At 42.0% G+C, this 19,435-nt stretch carries 12 protein-coding genes, 2 tRNA genes and 3 rRNA genes; 9 read left to right on the top strand and 8 right to left on the bottom strand.

From position 1 onward, the window contains the following. Positions 1-223 precede the first annotated feature (223 nt). The 7 genes from acs (at position 224) to M1F25_RS00320 (ending at position 7,763) form a co-directional block, all read left to right on the top strand. Positions 224-2,179, top strand: a complete 1,956-nt coding sequence (gene acs / locus M1F25_RS00350) for an acetate--CoA ligase (protein WP_181488970.1) — start codon at positions 224-226, stop codon at positions 2,177-2,179. A gap of 195 nt (positions 2,180-2,374) precedes the next feature. Beyond that, positions 2,375-2,686, top strand: coding sequence for a DUF485 domain-containing protein (locus M1F25_RS00345; protein WP_004263244.1), 312 nt, complete (start codon positions 2,375-2,377; stop codon positions 2,684-2,686). Further along, positions 2,683-4,332, top strand: a complete 1,650-nt coding sequence (actP, locus tag M1F25_RS00340; RefSeq protein ID WP_094962897.1) for a cation/acetate symporter ActP — start codon at positions 2,683-2,685, stop codon at positions 4,330-4,332. Before M1F25_RS00345 ends, actP begins: the two co-directional genes overlap by 4 nt. A gap of 299 nt (positions 4,333-4,631) precedes the next feature. Next, a complete protein-coding gene (locus M1F25_RS00335; protein ID WP_181489666.1) occupies positions 4,632-5,333 on the top strand; it encodes an RraA family protein in 702 nt (233 codons plus the stop codon). An 18-nt stretch (positions 5,334-5,351) separates the two neighbouring features. Continuing rightward, the gene (locus M1F25_RS00330) at positions 5,352-5,879 is read left to right on the top strand and encodes a prephenate dehydratase domain-containing protein (RefSeq protein WP_112308039.1); all 528 of its coding nucleotides are present in this window, start codon (positions 5,352-5,354) and stop codon (positions 5,877-5,879) included. 93 nt (positions 5,880-5,972) lie between these two features. Continuing rightward, positions 5,973-6,329, top strand: coding sequence for a cupin domain-containing protein (locus M1F25_RS00325; protein WP_242439631.1), 357 nt, complete (start codon positions 5,973-5,975; stop codon positions 6,327-6,329). A gap of 45 nt (positions 6,330-6,374) precedes the next feature. After that, a complete protein-coding gene (locus M1F25_RS00320) occupies positions 6,375-7,763 on the top strand; it encodes a 3-deoxy-7-phosphoheptulonate synthase class II (RefSeq protein ID WP_112308040.1) in 1,389 nt (462 codons plus the stop codon). A gap of 97 nt (positions 7,764-7,860) precedes the next feature. Here the strand turns inward: M1F25_RS00320 and M1F25_RS00315 are convergent, their stop codons facing one another. From M1F25_RS00315 to M1F25_RS00290, 6 genes are all read right to left on the bottom strand, one after another. After that, positions 7,861-8,307: a hypothetical protein gene (locus tag M1F25_RS00315; RefSeq protein WP_094962901.1), complete on the bottom strand. Its 447-nt coding sequence runs from the start codon at positions 8,305-8,307 to the stop codon at positions 7,861-7,863. Between the two features lie 988 nt (positions 8,308-9,295). After that, positions 9,296-9,411, bottom strand: a 5S ribosomal RNA gene (gene rrf, locus M1F25_RS00310). A 138-nt stretch (positions 9,412-9,549) separates the two neighbouring features. Next, a 23S ribosomal RNA gene (locus M1F25_RS00305) occupies positions 9,550-12,567 on the bottom strand. Between the two features lie 325 nt (positions 12,568-12,892). Then, a tRNA-Ala gene (locus tag M1F25_RS00300) sits at positions 12,893-12,968 on the bottom strand. A gap of 138 nt (positions 12,969-13,106) precedes the next feature. After that, positions 13,107-13,183, bottom strand: a tRNA-Ile gene (locus M1F25_RS00295). 65 nt (positions 13,184-13,248) lie between these two features. Beyond that, a 16S ribosomal RNA gene (locus M1F25_RS00290) occupies positions 13,249-14,788 on the bottom strand. Together the 16S, 23S and 5S rRNA genes with 2 tRNA genes alongside form the textbook arrangement of a ribosomal RNA operon. A gap of 545 nt (positions 14,789-15,333) precedes the next feature. Here M1F25_RS00290 and M1F25_RS00285 point away from each other — a divergent pair. Both M1F25_RS00285 and mdtD read left to right on the top strand, forming a co-directional pair. Further along, the gene (locus M1F25_RS00285; protein WP_004906351.1) at positions 15,334-16,032 is read left to right on the top strand and encodes a FadR/GntR family transcriptional regulator; all 699 of its coding nucleotides are present in this window, start codon (positions 15,334-15,336) and stop codon (positions 16,030-16,032) included. A gap of 47 nt (positions 16,033-16,079) precedes the next feature. Beyond that, positions 16,080-17,483 carry a multidrug transporter subunit MdtD gene (mdtD, locus tag M1F25_RS00280; RefSeq protein ID WP_180312269.1) on the top strand — a complete coding sequence of 468 codons (1,404 nt, stop codon included), beginning with the start codon at positions 16,080-16,082 and terminating at the stop codon, positions 17,481-17,483. Here the strand turns inward: mdtD and rbsR are convergent. Together rbsR and rbsK are read right to left on the bottom strand one after the other, a co-directional pair. Next, on the bottom strand, positions 17,480-18,481 hold the full coding sequence (gene rbsR, locus M1F25_RS00275; protein ID WP_164564183.1) for a ribose operon transcriptional repressor RbsR: 1,002 nt from the start codon (positions 18,479-18,481) through the stop codon (positions 17,480-17,482). The two genes, mdtD and rbsR, sit on opposite strands and share 4 nt — an antisense overlap. Before the next feature lie 3 nt (positions 18,482-18,484). Beyond that, on the bottom strand, positions 18,485-19,414 hold the full coding sequence (gene rbsK, locus M1F25_RS00270) for a ribokinase (protein WP_181488967.1): 930 nt from the start codon (positions 19,412-19,414) through the stop codon (positions 18,485-18,487). Between the last annotated feature and the right edge of the window lie 21 nt (positions 19,415-19,435).

Below are 19,435 nucleotides of genomic sequence, written 5' to 3'. Positions count from 1 at the left end.
GTAACTAATACCAACAACCCCGCCATTTATTTTTCTTTAAACCCACCTTTTATTATATTTTTAGATTTATATGTCAATTTGACATTTAGCATCAAATGATAATCCTGCAAATCTCATTACAATTAATACGTGATCTTCCGCGCAAAAGAAAAACAAATTTAAAAACCGTGCTTTAGTTAACCATTTTTTGACATAGTATTAACATCTGCAAGGAGATAATAATATGACTCAAATAACTAAACATCCCGTTCCTGCTGAAATTGCAAAAAATGCCCTGATAAACGAACAACAGTATAACGATGAGTACCAACGCTCGATTCAAGACCCTGAAGGATTTTGGGGCGAAAAAGGAAAAATCGTTGATTGGATTAAACCGTACACTCGTGTTAAAAACACCTCTTTTGACCCCGGGCACATCTATATCCGCTGGTTTGAAGACGGTACATTAAATTTAAGTGCTAACTGTTTGGATCGCCATCTGGCTGAAAAAGGCGACCAAACTGCGATTATTTGGGAAGGCGATGACCCTTCATCGTCAAAAAATGTCACTTACCGCGAACTGCACCATGATGTTTGTCAGTTTGCGAATGTCCTAAAACAACAAGGGATCCGTAAAGGTGATGTCGTCGCCATTTACATGCCGATGGTTGTCGAAGCTGCTGTCGCGATGCTAGCTTGTGCTCGTATTGGTGCTATACATACGGTCATTTTTGCTGGTTTCTCCCCTGAGGCGGTCTCTGGTCGCGTTATCGACTGTAAAGCGAAGCTTATCATCACTGCGGATGAAGGCTTACGTGCTGGCCGTGCAATTCCATTAAAGAAAAATGTAGATGACGCACTCGCCAACCCACAAGTCACAACGGTTTCTAATGTGATTGTTTACCAACGCACAGGCAACGCGCCGAGCTGGATAGAAGGCCGTGATCTCTGGTGGCACGACGTCATCAAAGGCGTCAGTGCAGATTGCCCTCCAGAAGAAATCAACGCAGAAGACCCGCTGTTCATCCTATATACCTCAGGCTCTACAGGTAAACCGAAAGGCGTTCTGCATACCACTGGCGGTTATTTAGTCTATGCCACACTGACATTTAAATACACCTTCGACTACCATCCAGGTGAAGTCTATTGGTGTACTGCAGATGTAGGCTGGGTAACAGGCCATAGCTATTTGTTATATGGGCCATTATCCAATGGCGCTAAAACATTAATGTTCGAAGGGGTACCTAATTACCCAGCAGTTAACCGAATGAGCCAAGTGGTTGATAAACACCAAGTCAATATCCTTTATACTGCCCCAACAGCTATCCGCGCATTAATGGCCGAAGGTGATAAAGCCATTGAAGGTACAGATCGCAGCTCATTACGGATTCTCGGCTCCGTGGGGGAACCCATTAACCCTGAAGCTTGGGAATGGTTCTATAAAAAAATTGGTAACAGCCGCTGCCCTGTTGTCGATACATGGTGGCAAACCGAAACAGGTGGTTTCATGATCACACCACTTCCGGGGGCAACCATGTTAAAGCCAGGGTCTGCAACATTGCCATTCTTTGGTGTTCGCCCTGCATTAGTCGATAACCTTGGTGAACCTATCGAAGGCGCCACAGAAGGTAACTTAGTGATTGTTGATTCATGGCCGGGCCAAGCCCGTACCTTATTCGGCGATCACGAACGCTTCGAGCAAACCTATTTCTCAACCTTTAAAGGCATGTACTTTAGTGGTGATGGTGCTCGTCGTGATGAAGATGGTTATTACTGGATCACTGGCCGTGTTGACGATGTACTGAATATTTCGGGCCACCGTTTAGGTACCGCAGAAATAGAATCAGCGCTCGTTGCACATCCGAAAGTGGCAGAAGCTGCCGTGGTCGGTATTCCTCATAATATTAAAGGCCAAGCAATCTATGCTTATGTCACATTAATATCTGGGGTTGAGCCATCACCAGAGCTATACACCGAAGTTCGCAACTGGGTTCGTAAGGAAATCGGCCCTATTGCCACCCCGGATGTACTCCACTGGACGGATTCACTGCCCAAAACCCGTTCCGGTAAAATCATGCGTCGCATCCTACGAAAAATTGCATCAGGAGACACCAGTAATTTCGGAGATACCTCCACTCTGGCTGATCCAGGTGTTGTCGAAAAACTACTCGAAGAAAAACAGTCTATGAGTATGTCATAACGCCAAAAGGCCAACTCATAGAGGCGGCCTTACATACATCCCAACAAGATGGTTTACTCTAAATAATTCGAGGTGCAGCTAGGCGACAAGCGAACGAAACACGAGGAGCATACATAAGTATGTGACTCGTGTGAGTGAGTGCAGTCAACAAAGCTGCAACTTGAAGTATGACGAGTATAACAGAGGAGAACTCTGATGAATGCTACTGCTTACGAAAAGGTAGAGGATAACCCTCGCTTTCAAGAACTGGTTAGGAAACGTAGTCGCTTTTCATGGTTGTTATCTGCAATAACGCTCGTGCTGTATGTGGGTTTTATTTTTCTTATCGCTTTTGACCCAAGCTGGCTTGGAACACCAATATCCGAAGGTTCATACATAACAAGAGGGATCCCTGTTGGTGTAGGGCTAATCGTCATTTCGTTTGTACTCACTGGGCTTTACGTCATCCGAGCCAACGGTGAATATGACCGCTTAACGGCAGAAATTTTAAAAGAGGTAGAAAAATGAAAATATTGCTCTCACTCATTCTCTTTTTTACCTCATCAATGGCGTTTTCTGATGCATTGACAGGGGATGTTGAACGCCAGCCTGTAAATATTCAGGCGATTGTGATGTTCTTACTGTTTGTCGGCTTCACTTTGTATATTACTTACTGGGCGTCAAAAAGAACGCGTTCTCGCTCTGATTACTACACTGCGGGCGGGAAAATTACCGGTTTCCAAAACGGGATGGCTATCGCGGGTGACTTTATGTCTGCTGCCTCCTTCTTAGGGATCTCTGCTCTGGTTTATACCTCTGGCTATGATGGCTTAATCTACTCGATTGGCTTCTTAATTGGCTGGCCGATCATTCTATTCTTAATTGCCGAGCGCTTACGTAATTTAGGTCGCTATACCTTCGCTGATGTTGCTTCTTATCGATTAAAACAAAGACCAATTCGTATTCTATCTGCGGTTGGCTCTCTGGTTGTTGTTGCACTGTATCTTATTGCTCAAATGGTTGGTGCGGGTAAATTAATTGAATTGTTATTTGGTCTCAATTACCACGTCGCTGTTGTCATTGTGGGTATATTGATGGTGCTATATGTCTTATTTGGTGGAATGTTAGCCACAACTTGGGTGCAAATTATTAAAGCCATCTTGTTATTAGCGGGTGCAACATTCATGGCCGTTATGGTTATGAAGCATGTTGGCTTTAACTTTAATACCTTATTTAAAGAAGCCGTTGAAGTTCATAAAAATGGTATTGCTATTATGAGCCCAGGAGGACTGGTTTCCGACCCAATATCCGCCTTATCCCTTGGTCTTGCATTGATGTTTGGTACCGCTGGCCTCCCTCACATTATTATGCGATTCTTCACCGTTAGTGACGCTAAAGAAGCTCGTAAAAGTGTGTTCTATGCCACTGGATTTATCGGTTACTTTTACATCTTAACCTTTATTATTGGTTTTGGTGCCATCGTTCTAGTCAGTTCCAATCCTGCATTTAAAGATGCTACTGGAGCACTTATCGGTGGAACAAACATGGCTGCTGTTCACCTTGCAGATGCCGTCGGTGGCAATTTCTTCTTAGGCTTTATTTCTGCGGTTGCATTCGCCACTATCCTTGCTGTTGTTGCTGGTTTAACCTTAGCAGGCGCCTCCGCGGTTTCTCATGACCTATATGCGATGGCAATGAAAAATGGTAAAGCGGATGAAAAAGATGAATTACGTGTCTCTAAAATTACCGTTGTTATCTTAGGTTTTGTTGCAATTGGCCTCGGTATTTTGTTTGAAAAACAAAACATTGCCTTCATGGTCGGCTTAGCATTCTCTATTGCGGCTAGTTGTAACTTCCCAATCATTTTACTGTCGATGTACTGGCGTAAGCTGACAACTCGCGGTGCATTGGCTGGCGGTTGGTTAGGGCTAATTACTGCTGTTGTTTTAATGATTTTAGGACCAACCATCTGGGTCAGTATTCTTCACCATGAAAAACCAATCTATCCATATGAGTACCCAGCCTTCTTCTCCATGATTGTTGCATTTGTTGCTTCATGGCTATTCTCTGTAACAGATAATTCACAACAAGGAAAAATGGAGAGGGAACGTTTCAAAGAACAGTTTATTCGTTCACAAATTGGGCTTGGTATTGAGCAGGGTAAATCACATTAACGTCTATCTCTCATAATTATATAGAATAAAAAACGGCTATTTATGCCGTTTTTTATTCTATTAATAATTTAAATGTCAAATAACAATAATCACATCTATTTATAATAAATTCAATTATCATCACTAAAATATAAATATTAAAATCATTACGATGGAAAATTAACTTAAAATAAATAACCATCTATATCATGCAAATACTAAAAATTGGTAGGTTTATATTTTATTTATCCTTGACCTTACTAGAATTTATATCTATTAATTAAAAAGCTAATAATCCTTTTTCTATCTAAACAAGGAAAATTTATGTTTTACAATCCCGATATAAAAAACTCGAGAAGATAAAAAATTTAAAAATAAGCACATCTACAATTATTGACATTCTAGATGGATTAACATCAGGTAGTGTTTTATCTCATGAACTACATCCTCTTAATATGAACGATTTTTATATCGTCGGACATGCATATACCGTTCAATGGAAATTAATTAAAAAAGGAAAATGTATCATAGAGAAACAATCATCAACATGGGAACAAGTCCAACAGTTTCTCGTACCTGAATTACATAACGCAAGTGGACTTATTTATGTTGCTGGCTATGGTGATTTAATGAAACATGCTGCTCTAGCCGGAGGAATGAGTTGCACCTATTTTCAGCAACTCGGCTTCAACGGTATTATTTTAGGTGGCGCCGTTAGGGACATTCAAGAATTACGAGATCTGAATATCCCTGTCATCGCGAGTAATATAATTCCATCAGACACTCAAGGTGCTTACTATGTCAGTGAGACAGGCACTTCATGCAGAATTGAAGACAATATCATCCAGACTGGCGATCTCATCATTTCAGACGCAAACGGGAGTGTCGTTGTTCCATTAGATATGATTGATAAAGTCTTTGAAGAAGCTGTAAAAATTAATAACACTGAAAATACAATGCTAGCTCAAATTAAATCAGGGAGAAGACTCCCTGATTTAATAAACGAAACAGGAAGAATATAATCTATATGAGGTATTGCCATGTTTACTATCCATACATTAGGCCCTAAAGGAACAAATTGCGAGAAAGCTGCACATTATTATTTAGAAAAAAATGACTTAGATGGAAATGTTATATTACACGAAACACTTGAAATCGCTGTAGAAAAAATAAAAAAGGATAATAACTGCATATTACTCGGTTGTATTGTTTATCCTTATTTACACAACATAGTCTTTCAAAACTTAACTTTTTTAAAGTTGACTGATTGTTTTGTATTGGATACTCATAACATGTTATTTGCAAGTCGCTATACTGACCTGAATAAAATAAAAAAAATAGGTTCACATCCTGCACCTAAAGATTTATTTTCAGAGGTTAATGGCTTAAATAAACCAATTGAGTCTTTATTGTTTAATTCCAATAGTGAAGCGGCTTTACAATGCGCCAATGGAACTGTTGATGCATGTATCACTACGCTAAAAGCAGCTAAAAACCATAACCTCAATATATTACATGACTTTGGTCCCGTTCCTATGGGGTTCTCAATCCACTCAAAGATTAATTAATCATTTAATAAATACTCTATTTAATATTCCCCTATTTTTATATAAGGTAACAATATGAGCCTCTTTTTATCTAAAGAAATGATCTCCTATGATATGGACCTAAACCGTAATGAAGGAGAGGAAAGCAAAATACAAGCAAAATTCATTCATGGTACCGGTTTTACTATTGCCTTTTGGACATTCAAGCCAAAAGCGATTATCCCAGAACATGTCCATGAACATGAAACTGCAACAACAATATTAAAAGGTTCGTTAAGATTAACTGTTGATGGTCGAACCGTTTTCTTACACGCAGGTGACTCTTTTATCATCCCTTCTTGGGCTGTTCATGATGCGGAAGCACTTGAGCCTTCAGAAGTTATCGATGTATATACACCTGTGCGTGAAGACTATCTTGCAAGACAAAATGGTACTCTCACAACGTACCTCAACACATCTCAGTCAAAATAATCTTTCCTCATCCTTACTTTTTACTCTCATGGCCTAGGAGTTGATATGTTACTTTCTTATGATTATGACGTCATTATAGGGAAACATAATGATATTTCTCATCATAAAAAGGGATCTTATAACCAGTCAACATTGTGGAGGCCTTCCTCATGGAAGGACTTTCCCATAGAACAAAATCCGCATTATCCAGATAAATGTGCATTAGAGTATTTTCAAAATAACATACATAACCACCCCCCCTTAGTATTAGCGTCTGAAATTCGTAGCTTTAAAAACATACTGAGTTCAGTAACTGAAGGAAAGGCGTTTATTTTACAGGGAGGGGACTGTGCAGAATCTTTTAATAATTGCCAGTCAACAGTTATCCGTGACTTTATGTTCACTTTTAACCAAATGGCAGGATTGATAAGTCAAGCAACTCACCTTCCAGTGATCAAAATTGGCCGCATAGCCGGTCAATACGCTAAACCTCGAAGTAACTCTTTTGAGACACAAAATGGTATTGAGCTACCAAGCTTTAGAGGTGAGATTATTAACGGTGCAGACTTTTCAGAAAAAAGCCGAACACCGGACCCCCAAAGAATGCTTAGTGCTTATCATTACTCATCTGCTACGCTCAATTTAATTCGGGCTATCAACACATCTGATCCTACTGAATATCAATCTAGATTGAATATCAAAGTTTATCCGGGTTCGACCGAGCAAACACACTACATGTCATTTCTAGAGGATTTATACAAAACTGCAAATTATCTTTCGCAGAAAGAAAATGCTATAAAACCGATGTATATCAGTCATGAAGCGCTCTTACTTCCTTATGAAGAAGCCATGACACGAAAAGACTCTAAAGATAACAAGTGGTATAACTGCTCTGCACATATGGTATGGGTCGGAGAAAGAACTAGAGATCTAAAAAAAGCACATATCGAATATTTAAGAGGGATAGAAAACCCTATTGGTATCAAATGCGGGCCAAATATCACATCAGATACGTTACTGAAATTAATAAAGAAATTGAATCCTAGTCAAGAGAAAGGAAAAATAGTTATCATCATTAGAATGGGAACGGGGGTTATTAAACAAAAGCTTCCAGCTCTCATTAAATCAATTCAGTCCAGTAGAGAGTTTGTCATTTGGATGATTGACCCTATGCATGGTAATACTAAAAATGCCAAAGAAGGATATAAAACACGCTATTTTACGGATATTACTGATGAAATGATTCAGTTCATTCATATATTAAAGGAAGCAGGAGTACATCCAGGAGGTGTCCACTTAGAAATGACAGGACTAGATGTTACTGAGTGCACAGGAGGTATTCCTGAAATCAGCGAAGAAGATATTAGTTATAGGTATCAATCATTATGTGACCCTAGACTCAACAGAATGCAATCTCTCGAAATTGCATATCTTCTAGGTAAAAACTGGAATTAGTTATTTTTACTAACCTAGCCCTCAATGTAGGGCTAGCCATTGCAATAGATAAAAAAATCCCCCGACTAAAAATAGCCGAGGGATATGCAAACATTTATTAGATTATTAGTGTATGCAAATTTGCATAGTGCAGCCTTTCTCTATTAGCCCAATCTTCAACAAGTAAATAAGTACTTGATGGGTTTGCCTTTCTCTCTTCTTGAAGGCTCTTAAACTCTGCTTTATTTTTTGGCGTATAACGCATCAATAATTGGTCTAACACAATATGCTTCTCAGCAAATTCAGAATCCATTTTTAAACGCTTATACAGTGTGTATGTGATGATGGCACTAACTGCCAACATGGAGATCACTGCGACAAAACTGTAATCTATCCCAAAAAAAATTCTTGCTGCATTTAATAGTAAAAATGGTACAAAAAACATCACAAGTATAGAAAGAATAATTGCACCATCTTGCCCATTATTAAATTCGTTTTCTTTCTGCTTATTTACAGAAAGAATTTGATCAAAAATCTTATGATTAGCGCTTTTTGCCTTTTTCATGCGATCCACCTTTGGCACATAAACAATATTTACATGAAATACAGTCAGTTAATGATTACCGCTTATGCTATTAACGACACATTGGGCTGTGTTCTTTCCATTGAAAATTCTATTTATAAATATATTTTATATCTTATGTAATATCTTAAGTTTATTGATTCATTATAAGCACAATAAAATAAAACATCAATTTAACAATTTTTATATATAAAAATAACCATCCAGATAAAATTCAGACAAAATTTAAAAGCGTGATGAACTACTTTTTTAGCAGAAAAAATAACTTACAACATATTATTCATTGATATTATTAATATTTAAATTATAAACACATACTGTTTTTACATATCAATTAACACTATAAAAGCCATAAAATATAAAAAGCCCAAAAAAGTAAAGTAGAATAAATCGATGAACTAATTCCCCTGATTTATTACTTATTTTAATATTTTAGGATTCATCTATCAGTAGGGTATATAAATGAATTCATTTCATACCTATTTAAGAGATGAAGGTTCCAGCTTACTTTCACTGCTCCATTTTCCTTTTTAAGTGGACTGTTACTTATTTCCCAAGTAATTCCATTCAGTACGGTGATGGAAAACCACCTATCAATCATATCCATTAGGTTTCATTAAAATTTTGCTACATATACCAAACAACTTGTGAGCTGTTACTCACTACTTTTCATCGTGAGCTTCCATTGACGATAGGTATATTCATGACTAATGGCCCTGAGAACAGGAATAAAATCAAATAAATCGAGTCGTTAAAATAAAAAAGTCGTTGGGTCATTGGGTTATTGGGTTATTGGGTTATTGGGTTATTGGGTTATTGGGTTATTGGGTTATTGGGTTATTGGGTTATTGGGTTATTGGGTTATTGGGTTATTGAGACATTAAAGCGTTTCAACTCTAACATCAACAATTAGTTAGTTTCCCCAAACGCAAAAAAGCCACCCAACGGGTGGCTTTCTCACTAATTTAATGTCTGGCAGTTCCCTACTCTCACATGGGGAGACCCCACACTACCATCGGCGCTACGGCGTTTCACTGCTGAGTTCGGCATGGGGTCAGGTGGGACCACCGCGCTATTGCCGCCAGACAAATTTTGTTTTGTTCCCGTTTAGTTTTTTCTTCACTAAACCAGAACCTCAATCTCAAACAAGCTGCGTGTCCTTCACCTTTCGGCTTCTCACTTCTCGAAAACAACTCTATCTCTCTAAAACACCTTCGGTGTTGTCAGGTTAAGCCTCACGGTTCATTAGTATTGGTTAGCTCAACGTATCGCTACGCTTACACACCCAACCTATCAACGTCTTAGTCTTAAACGTTCCTTTAGGACTCTTAAAGAGTCAGGGAAGACTCATCTCAAGGCAAGTTTCCCGCTTAGATGCTTTCAGCGGTTATCTCTTCCGCACTTAGCTACCGGGCAATGCCATTGGCATGACAACCCGAACACCAGTGGTGCGTCCACTCCGGTCCTCTCGTACTAGGAGCAGCCCCTTTCAATCTTCCAACGCCCACGGCAGATAGGGACCGAACTGTCTCACGACGTTCTAAACCCAGCTCGCGTACCACTTTAAACGGCGAACAGCCGTACCCTTGGGACCTACTTCAGCCCCAGGATGTGATGAGCCGACATCGAGGTGCCAAACACCGCCGTCGATATGAACTCTTGGGCGGTATCAGCCTGTTATCCCCGGAGTACCTTTTATCCGTTGAGCGATGGCCCTTCCATTCAGAACCACCGGATCACTAAGACCTACTTTCGTACCTGCTCGAGCCGTCACTCTCGCAGTCAAGCTGGCTTATGCCTTTGCACTAACCGCATGATGTCCGACCATGCTTAGCCAACCTTCGTGCTCCTCCGTTACTCTTTGGGAGGAGACCGCCCCAGTCAAACTACCCACCAGACACTGTCCGCACCCCAGATAATGGGGCAACGTTAGAACATCAAACATTAAAGGGTGGTATTTCAAGGTTGGCTCCACGCAGACTGGCGTCCACGCTTCAAAGCCTCCCACCTATCCTACACATCAAGGCTCAATGTTCAGTGTCAAGCTATAGTAAAGGTTCACGGGGTCTTTCCGTCTTGCCGCGGGTACACTGCATCTTCACAGCGAGTTCAATTTCACTGAGTCTCGGGTGGAGACAGCCTGGCCATCATTACGCCATTCGTGCAGGTCGGAACTTACCCGACAAGGAATTTCGCTACCTTAGGACCGTTATAGTTACGGCCGCCGTTTACTGGGGCTTCGATCAAGAGCTTCTCCTTACGGATAACCCCATCAATTAACCTTCCAGCACCGGGCAGGCGTCACACCGTATACGTCCACTTTCGTGTTTGCACAGTGCTGTGTTTTTAATAAACAGTTGCAGCCAGCTGGTATCTGCGACTGGCTTCAGCTCCATGAGTAAATCACTTCACCTAATGCCAGCGTGCCTTCTCCCGAAGTTACGGCACCATTTTGCCTAGTTCCTTCACCCGAGTTCTCTCAAGCGCCTGAGTATTCTCTACCTGACCACCTGTGTCGGTTTGGGGTACGATTAATGATAATCTAGAGCTTAGAGGCTTTTCCTGGAAGCGGGGCATGAGCTACTTCATCACCGTAGTGACTCGTCGTCAGACCTCAGCATGTAGTGAACCGGATTTGCCTAATTCACCTGCCTACATCCTTAAACCGGGACAACCGTCGCCCGGATAGCCTAGCCTTCTCCGTCCCCCCATCGCAATTATCACCAGTACGGGAATATTAACCCGTTTCCCATCGACTACGCATTTCTGCCTCGCCTTAGGGGTCGACTCACCCTGCCCCGATTAACGTTGGACAGGAACCCTTGGTCTTCCGGCGTGCGGGTTTTTCACCCGCATTATCGTTACTTATGTCAGCATTCGCACTTCTGATACCTCCAGCATGCCTCACAGCACACCTTCACAGGCTTACAGAACGCTCCCCTACCCAACAATATTTACATATCGCTGCCGCAGCTTCGGTGCATAGTTTAGCCCCGTTACATCTTCCGCGCAGGCCGACTCGACCAGTGAGCTATTACGCTTTCTTTAAATGATGGCTGCTTCTAAGCCAACATCCTGGCTGTCTGAGCCTTCCCACTTCGTTTCCCACTTAACTATGACTTTGGGACCTTAGCTGGCGGTCTGGGTTGTTTCCCTCTTCACGACGAACGTTAGCACCCGCCGTGTGTCTCCCGTGATAACATTCTTCGGTATTCGTAGTTTGCATCGAGTTGGTAAGTCGGGATGACCCCCTAGTCGAAACAGTGCTCTACCCCCGAAGATGAGTTCACGAGGCGCTACCTAAATAGCTTTCGGGGAGAACCAGCTATCTCCCGGTTTGATTGGCCTTTCACCCCCAGCCACAAGTCATCCGCTAATTTTTCAACATTAGTCGGTTCGGTCCTCCAGTTAGTGTTACCCAACCTTCAACCTGCCCATGGCTAGATCACCGGGTTTCGGGTCTATACCCTGCAACTTATTCGCCCAGTTAAGACTCGGTTTCCCTACGGCTCCCCTATTCGGTTAACCTTGCTACAGAATATAAGTCGCTGACCCATTATACAAAAGGTACGCAGTCACCCCACCCCAAAGCACATTCACTGCTTGTTTTGTGTGTTGGGCGTCGCAAAAAGCGCTCCGCCAACGCGTGTTGAATGCAACTTCAAGGTTGTCCTCAACACCAGAAAATGCTTTGGTGGTGGGGCTCCCACTGCTTGTACGTACACGGTTTCAGGTTCTATTTCACTCCCCTCGCCGGGGTTCTTTTCGCCTTTCCCTCACGGTACTGGTTCACTATCGGTCAATCAGGAGTATTTAGCCTTGGAGGATGGTCCCCCCATATTCAGACAGGATAACACGTGTCCCGCCCTACTCGTCGAGTTCACAACACTAACACCTTCGGATACGGGGCTATCACCCTTTACTGCCGGACTTTCCAGACCGTTCTCCTGATGCTAATGCTGATTAAGACTCTGGGCTGCTCCCCGTTCGCTCGCCGCTACTAGGGGAATCTCGGTTGATTTCTTTTCCTCGGGGTACTGAGATGTTTCAGTTCCCCCGGTTCGCTTCGTTTGACTATGTATTCATCAAACGATAGTGCAACGAATTGCACTGGGTTTCCCCATTCGGAAATCGTCGGTTGTAACGGTTCATATCACCTTACCGACGCTTATCGCAGATTAGCACGTCCTTCATCGCCTCTGATTGCCTAGGCATCCACCGTGTACGCTTAGTCGCTTAACCTCACAACCCGAAATTGTTTCAACGTTCACCTTACTGTCATGGCTGTGCGTGGTGAACTTCTTCGTTGGGCAGTGCTCGCAATGCTCACGTACCTAAGTACGCTGCGCTTGCTGTGCGCTGTCCGCCTTGAATTTCACACTGCTCGCGCATGCCGCTCGAGTTTGTGACCGAAAATTTCAGGTCTGAAATTTTGAGAGACTCTCACATTGTTTAAGCGATAAACAATGTGCGTTGTTTTCAATTTTCAGCTTGTTCCAGATTGTTAAAGAGCATAATTATTCGCAATAGACTATTACTAATCTATTCTGAATAATCAGAAAAATTATGGTGGAGCTAAGCGGGATCGAACCGCTGACCTCCTGCGTGCAAGGCAGGCGCTCTCCCAGCTGAGCTATAGCCCCATAAAGGTATTTTCGGTATCAATTAATCTCTTTATAAGATTTTCTTATTCGGAGGTCTTTTTTCTTAGGCAAGGCGTGGATTAGCGAAGTTTACTTTTGGGTAAACGAGCTGAGCCATAACGCAGCATAAGAGAAAAGTGGTAGGCCTGAGTGGACTTGAACCACCGACCTCACCCTTATCAGGGGTGCGCTCTAACCACCTGAGCTACAAGCCTATCGATACCGCTACTCTATTTCATCAGACAATCTGTGTGAGCACTTCACAAAAACACTTCAATGGTAAGGAGGTGATCCAACCGCAGGTTCCCCTACGGTTACCTTGTTACGACTTCACCCCAGTCATGAATCACAAAGTGGTAAGCGCCCTCCCGAAGGTTAAGCTACCTACTTCTTTTGCAACCCACTCCCATGGTGTGACGGGCGGTGTGTACAAGGCCCGGGAACGTATTCACCGTAGCATTCTGATCTACGATTACTAGCGATTCCGACTTCATGGAGTCGAGTTGCAGACTCCAATCCGGACTACGACGTACTTTATGAGTTCCGCTTGCTCTCGCGAGGTCGCTTCTCTTTGTATACGCCATTGTAGCACGTGTGTAGCCCTACTCGTAAGGGCCATGATGACTTGACGTCATCCCCACCTTCCTCCGGTTTATCACCGGCAGTCTCCTTTGAGTTCCCGACCGAATCGCTGGCAACAAAGGATAAGGGTTGCGCTCGTTGCGGGACTTAACCCAACATTTCACAACACGAGCTGACGACAGCCATGCAGCACCTGTCTCAGAGTTCCCGAAGGCACTAAAGCATCTCTGCTAAATTCTCTGGATGTCAAGAGTAGGTAAGGTTCTTCGCGTTGCATCGAATTAAACCACATGCTCCACCGCTTGTGCGGGCCCCCGTCAATTCATTTGAGTTTTAACCTTGCGGCCGTACTCCCCAGGCGGTCGATTTAACGCGTTAGCTCCGAAAGCCACTCCTCTAGGGAACAACCTTCAAATCGACATCGTTTACAGCGTGGACTACCAGGGTATCTAATCCTGTTTGCTCCCCACGCTTTCGCACCTGAGCGTCAGTCTTTGTCCAGGGGGCCGCCTTCGCCACCGGTATTCCTCCACATCTCTACGCATTTCACCGCTACACATGGAATTCTACCCCCCTCTACAAGACTCTAGCTGACCAGTCTTAGATGCCATTCCCAGGTTAAGCCCGGGGATTTCACATCTAACTTAATCAACCGCCTGCGTGCGCTTTACGCCCAGTAATTCCGATTAACGCTTGCACCCTCCGTATTACCGCGGCTGCTGGCACGGAGTTAGCCGGTGCTTCTTCTGTCGGTAACGTCAATCGTTGATGATATTAGCATCAACGCCTTCCTCCCGACTGAAAGTACTTTACAACCCTAGGGCCTTCTTCATACACGCGGCATGGCTGCATCAGGCTTGCGCCCATTGTGCAATATTCCCCACTGCTGCCTCCCGTAGGAGTCTGGGCCGTGTCTCAGTCCCAGTGTGGCTGATCATCCTCTCAGACCAGCTAGGGATCGTCGCCTAGGTGAGCCATTACCTCACCTACTAGCTAATCCCATATGGGTTCATCCGATAGCGCAAGGACCGAAGTTCCCCTGCTTTGCTCCTGAGAGATTATGCGGTATTAGCTACCGTTTCCAGTAGTTATCCCCCTCTATCGGGCAGATCCCCATACATTACTCACCCGTCCGCCGCTCGTCAGCGAGAAGCAAGCTCCCCCTGTTACCGCTCGACTTGCATGTGTTAGGCCTGCCGCCAGCGTTCAATCTGAGCCATGATCAAACTCTTCAATTAAAAGTAGCTTGATGCTCAAAGAATGTTTACTGTCGTTTGATTTCCGAAGAAATCAAATTACCTATTAGTTCATATATATGAATTAACGTGTTAGTCACTCTTCAAGACTTAAAATCAAATATTTTTTTGATAGTGTCTTGTGAGTGCCCACACAGATTGTCTGATAAATTGTTAAAGAGCGTTGCGACTGAATCTTTCGATTTTTGAACCGGATTTTGTGAATCAGGTCATTGTCGCGAGGTGTCGTATAATACGTTTTTTATTTAGAAAGTCAAGCGTTTATTTTCAACTTTTTTCTTTCTCACCTCTGTTATCACTGGGTTATGAAGTTTTCTTCTAACCGGTTTGTCGTGACAACGGATGCGCATTATAGGGAGTCGAAAAATTCTCGCAAGTGTTTTTTTGAGTTTTTATCTTGTTCGTGTTTTTTTTAGCCAAAAACATATTTATAAGTTAAATTAGGTCTATATGTTGACTATTTAAGCAGCAATCACACATCTACTCACGTAATATATGCATCTAAGAATTATGCTTTGAGATGAATTATGGAATTAAGTAAGCAACAAACAGCCTCACAAAAAAATCGCTCTTATATTATTGCAGAAAATCTTGGCCAGTTGATTTTAACCAGCGCCTATTTACCTGATTCCATTTTACCCAGCGAATTAGAATTATCAGAACAATTCCAAGCGAGTCGAACAGCAATAAGAGAAGCAATAAAAATATTAGCGGCAAAAGGAATGGTATTAGCACGCCCCAAAATAGGTACCCGTGTTATGCCTCCCTCAAATTGGAATTTTTTAGACCAAGATCTCTTAACATGGTGGTCCAATAGTGAAGAGCAATCGGTCGTGATGGAACACTTTAAAATGGTTCGACTCGCAATAGAACCTCAAGCTTGTTATCTTGCGGCTATACATGCGACAAAAGAACAAAAACAATCATTACAATTATTAGCAAGTGAAATGCAGTTACTCGCCAAAGAATTTGACAGAGCGCATTGGGTGAAAGTTGATTATCATTTCCATTTAACTATTTACAAAGCTTGTGCCAATCCTTTCTTAATTTCTTTTGCTAATTTATTCCGTTCTATTTATCTGCGTTACTTTGATGTCATTACTAATAATGAGGTTATAGAGGTCGAAATTCATCAACAACTTGCCAATGCAATTATTCATGGTAAAAGTACAGTAGCACTCGACCTTTGCTATAACTTACTAACGATTACCCAAAAGCAAGACTAACAAAACAATATTCCATTAAAGCTTTCATTTATTTGTATAGGTAACTGATGTTCAAAACAGCGAAAAATATGTCTGGCCTTCCATGGATTGCGGCAATGGCCTTTTTCATGCAAGCGCTTGATGCCACAATTTTGAATACGGCTTTACCTGATATTGCAAGAAGCCTTGATCACTCGCCGCTTGCGATGCAATCAGCCGTAGTCAGTTATACGCTTACTGTTGCTCTATTGATTCCTGTTAGCGGCTGGTTTGCAGATAGATTTGGTACAAGACGTATATTTATTTTAGCGGTTTCTTTATTTTCTCTTGGTTCATTACTTTGTGCCCTTTCGCCTTCCTTAAATTTCTTAGTGACCTCTAGGGTTATTCAAGGAATTGGTGGGGCAATGATGATGCCAGTCGCCCGCTTAGCCTTAATAAGGGCTTACCCTCGAAGTGAGTTATTACCTATCTTAAATTTCGTCACCATCCCTGGTTTAGTTGGGCCAATATTGGGGCCTCTATTAGGTGGTATCTTAGTAACCTATGCAACTTGGCATTGGATATTTATTATTAATATTCCTATTGGTGTTTTAGGTATTTTTTATGCCTTAAAACATATGCCTGACTTTAAAATGCCAAAACGTAAATTTGATACTTTAGGGTTCTTATTGTTTGGTTCCGGCTTAGTCATGCTATCTGTCAGCTTAGACTTATTCAGTGATAAATCTCTTTCAACATCGATTCCAGTCACTATTGTCTTAGTCGGCTTTCTCTTCTTATTTGTTTATATTTTCCATGCAAGACACACTAAGCACGCAATAATCCCATTGAATTTATTTAAAACGCGTACATTTTCTATTGGGATCAGCGGTAATATCGCGACACGCTTAGGAACAGGCAGTATTCCATTTTTAATGCCATTAATGTTGCAGGTGGGTTTTGGTTACGAAGCCGTTGTGGCAGGAATGATGATGGCACCACTAGCAATAGGGTCAATCACTGCTAAATCGGGAGTTACTCGGGTCCTAACTAAGTATGGCTACCGTAATACATTATTTGTTATCACCATTATTATTGGATTAATGATTGCACAGTTTTCCTTACAATCACCAAGTATGTCGATTTACCTGTTAATCGTACCTTTATTCATTTTAGGAATGGTGATGTCAGTGCAGTTCACCGCAATGAATACTATTTGTTTGGCTGATTTAACAGACAATAATGCGAGTGCGGGAAATAGTATGTTAGCGGTGACTCAGCAACTATCGATAAGCTTCGGTATTGCAGTCAGTGCTGCAATCTTAAACTTCTATGGTGGACAACCTAATAGCAATACGGTCGATAATTTTCACTACACTTTTATTACCGTTGGTGTCATTACGCTTATCTCAGCTTTTGTCTTCTTATTATTAAGTAAGACAGACGGTGACAATTTAATAAAAAACAAAACCAAAAAAGCGAAGAATTAATATTTTTTAACCGATTGGCGCTCAATTAGCTCAGGGGTAAGAACCAAAACGCTCGCCTTTGCTTCTGGGTTATCCATACGATAAATAAGTTGGTCAACAGCCTGTTGGCCTAACTTATCTTTTGGCTGATGAATTGTTGTTAGTGGTGGGATCATATAAGGTGAAAGATCGATATCATCATAACCAATAATTGAAATATCATCAGGTACTTTCAAGCCCTTTTGGTATATCGCTTGATAAGCTCCCACCGCCATCGCATCATTACCGGCAAAAATAGCCTCGGGAGGGACAGGTAAGCTAAGCAGTTTATTCATAGACTCAAACCCACCAGCAAATTCAAAATCACTGAAAATGATATAATCATCATAAATATTAATGCCGCCATCTGTCATGGCTTGAATAAAACCTTGATGGCGTGCCCTTGCTGGTGATTTGTCTTGTGGTCCTGCAATACATGCAATACGGGTAAAACCAGATTCAATAAGGTAACGAGTGGCTATTTCCCCACCCAGAAAAGAGTTATCTTGAATGATATCGCCATCTGATTCGAATGGTGACCAGTCCATCATAACCGTTGGCACAGCGGGGTAACGAGCCAAAACATTCTTTGATGGCCCTTGAACTTCTGTGCACATAATCAATAGCCCATCAACACGCTTTTGTAGCAACGTTTCTAAACTATGATTCATTCGTTGGAGGTCACCTTCAGTGTTGCACAAAATCAAACTATAGCCGCGTTCGTAACAACTCCGCTCTACCCCCCGCACTACTTCTGCGTAGAATGGGTTATTACTTGTTGTCAGTAACATCCCAATCGTATTAGTACGATTCATTTTTAAACTACGCGCTAACGCAGAAGGGGCATAGTTTAACTCTTCAATCGCATTTTTAACGCGAGTGGTAATGCTCTCGCTGACATAGCGATTTTGATTAATAACGTGAGAGACGGTGGATGTTGACACCCCCGCAAGGCGTGCCACATCTTTCATTGTTGCCACAAGTTAATCCTGTTGAGTCAAAAACTGGTCAATTTCTTTACGCCATGGAACAGAGGGTTGAGCTCCAGGGCGAGTCACAGCTATCGCCGCCGCCGCATGGGCAAAAATAATCGCTTCTTCGTCAGCCTTACCTTCAAGCAGTGCAGTAACGTAAGCCCCATTGAATGTATCACCTGCGGCAATAGTATCCACTGCTTTTACGCGAAATGCAGAAATTATTTTACCTTCTTCACCTTTTTCACTATACCAAACACCTCGAGAACCAAGTGTTATCATCACTTTACTAATACCTTTTTGATGTAAGGCTTCAGCTGCATCCTGAGCACCTTGATTATCATTAACGGCAATACCTGTTAAGTGTTCAGCTTCTGTTTCATTTGGTGTGATGATATCAACTAATGATAATAATGAATCAGGTAATGATTGAGCAGGTGCAGGGTTCAAAATGACTTTTGTATTGTTTTTTTTCGCTATTTCAGCGGCCATTTGTACTGTTTCAATAGGAGATTCCAGTTGCATCAATACCGCATCCGCTTCCACAATTTTTTGCTGATAATGAGCTAACCTTGCCTTGGTTAGTTGCGCATTTGCACCTGCATTGATGCCAATTGTATTTTCCCCTTGTTGATTCACATAAATGAGGGCGACACCTGTCGTTTCACCTTCAATTGCATCAATACATTCAGTTTTAATATTATCGAGAGATAACTGTTTTTTTATACTCACACCAATATCGTCATCACCAACACAAGCAATAAACGTTATGTCAGCACCACTTCGACCTGCTGCAACAGCTTGGTTGGCGCCTTTCCCACCAAATGCAACTTGGTAATGATCGCCTCTAACGGTTTCACCCGGCTGAGGGAAATGCTTAACATTTAATATATGATCCGCATTGATACTACCGAGAACCACCAGTTTTGCTGTACCCATAACGTTTATTTCCTTTTTTGA

The sequence above is a fragment of the Providencia sp. PROV109 genome (genome assembly GCF_033681625.1).
Classification (GTDB): Bacteria; Pseudomonadota; Gammaproteobacteria; order Enterobacterales; family Enterobacteriaceae; genus Providencia; species Providencia hangzhouensis.
The sequence above is the reverse complement of the archived record's forward strand: the minus strand, read 5'-3'. Positions and strand labels throughout refer to the sequence as shown.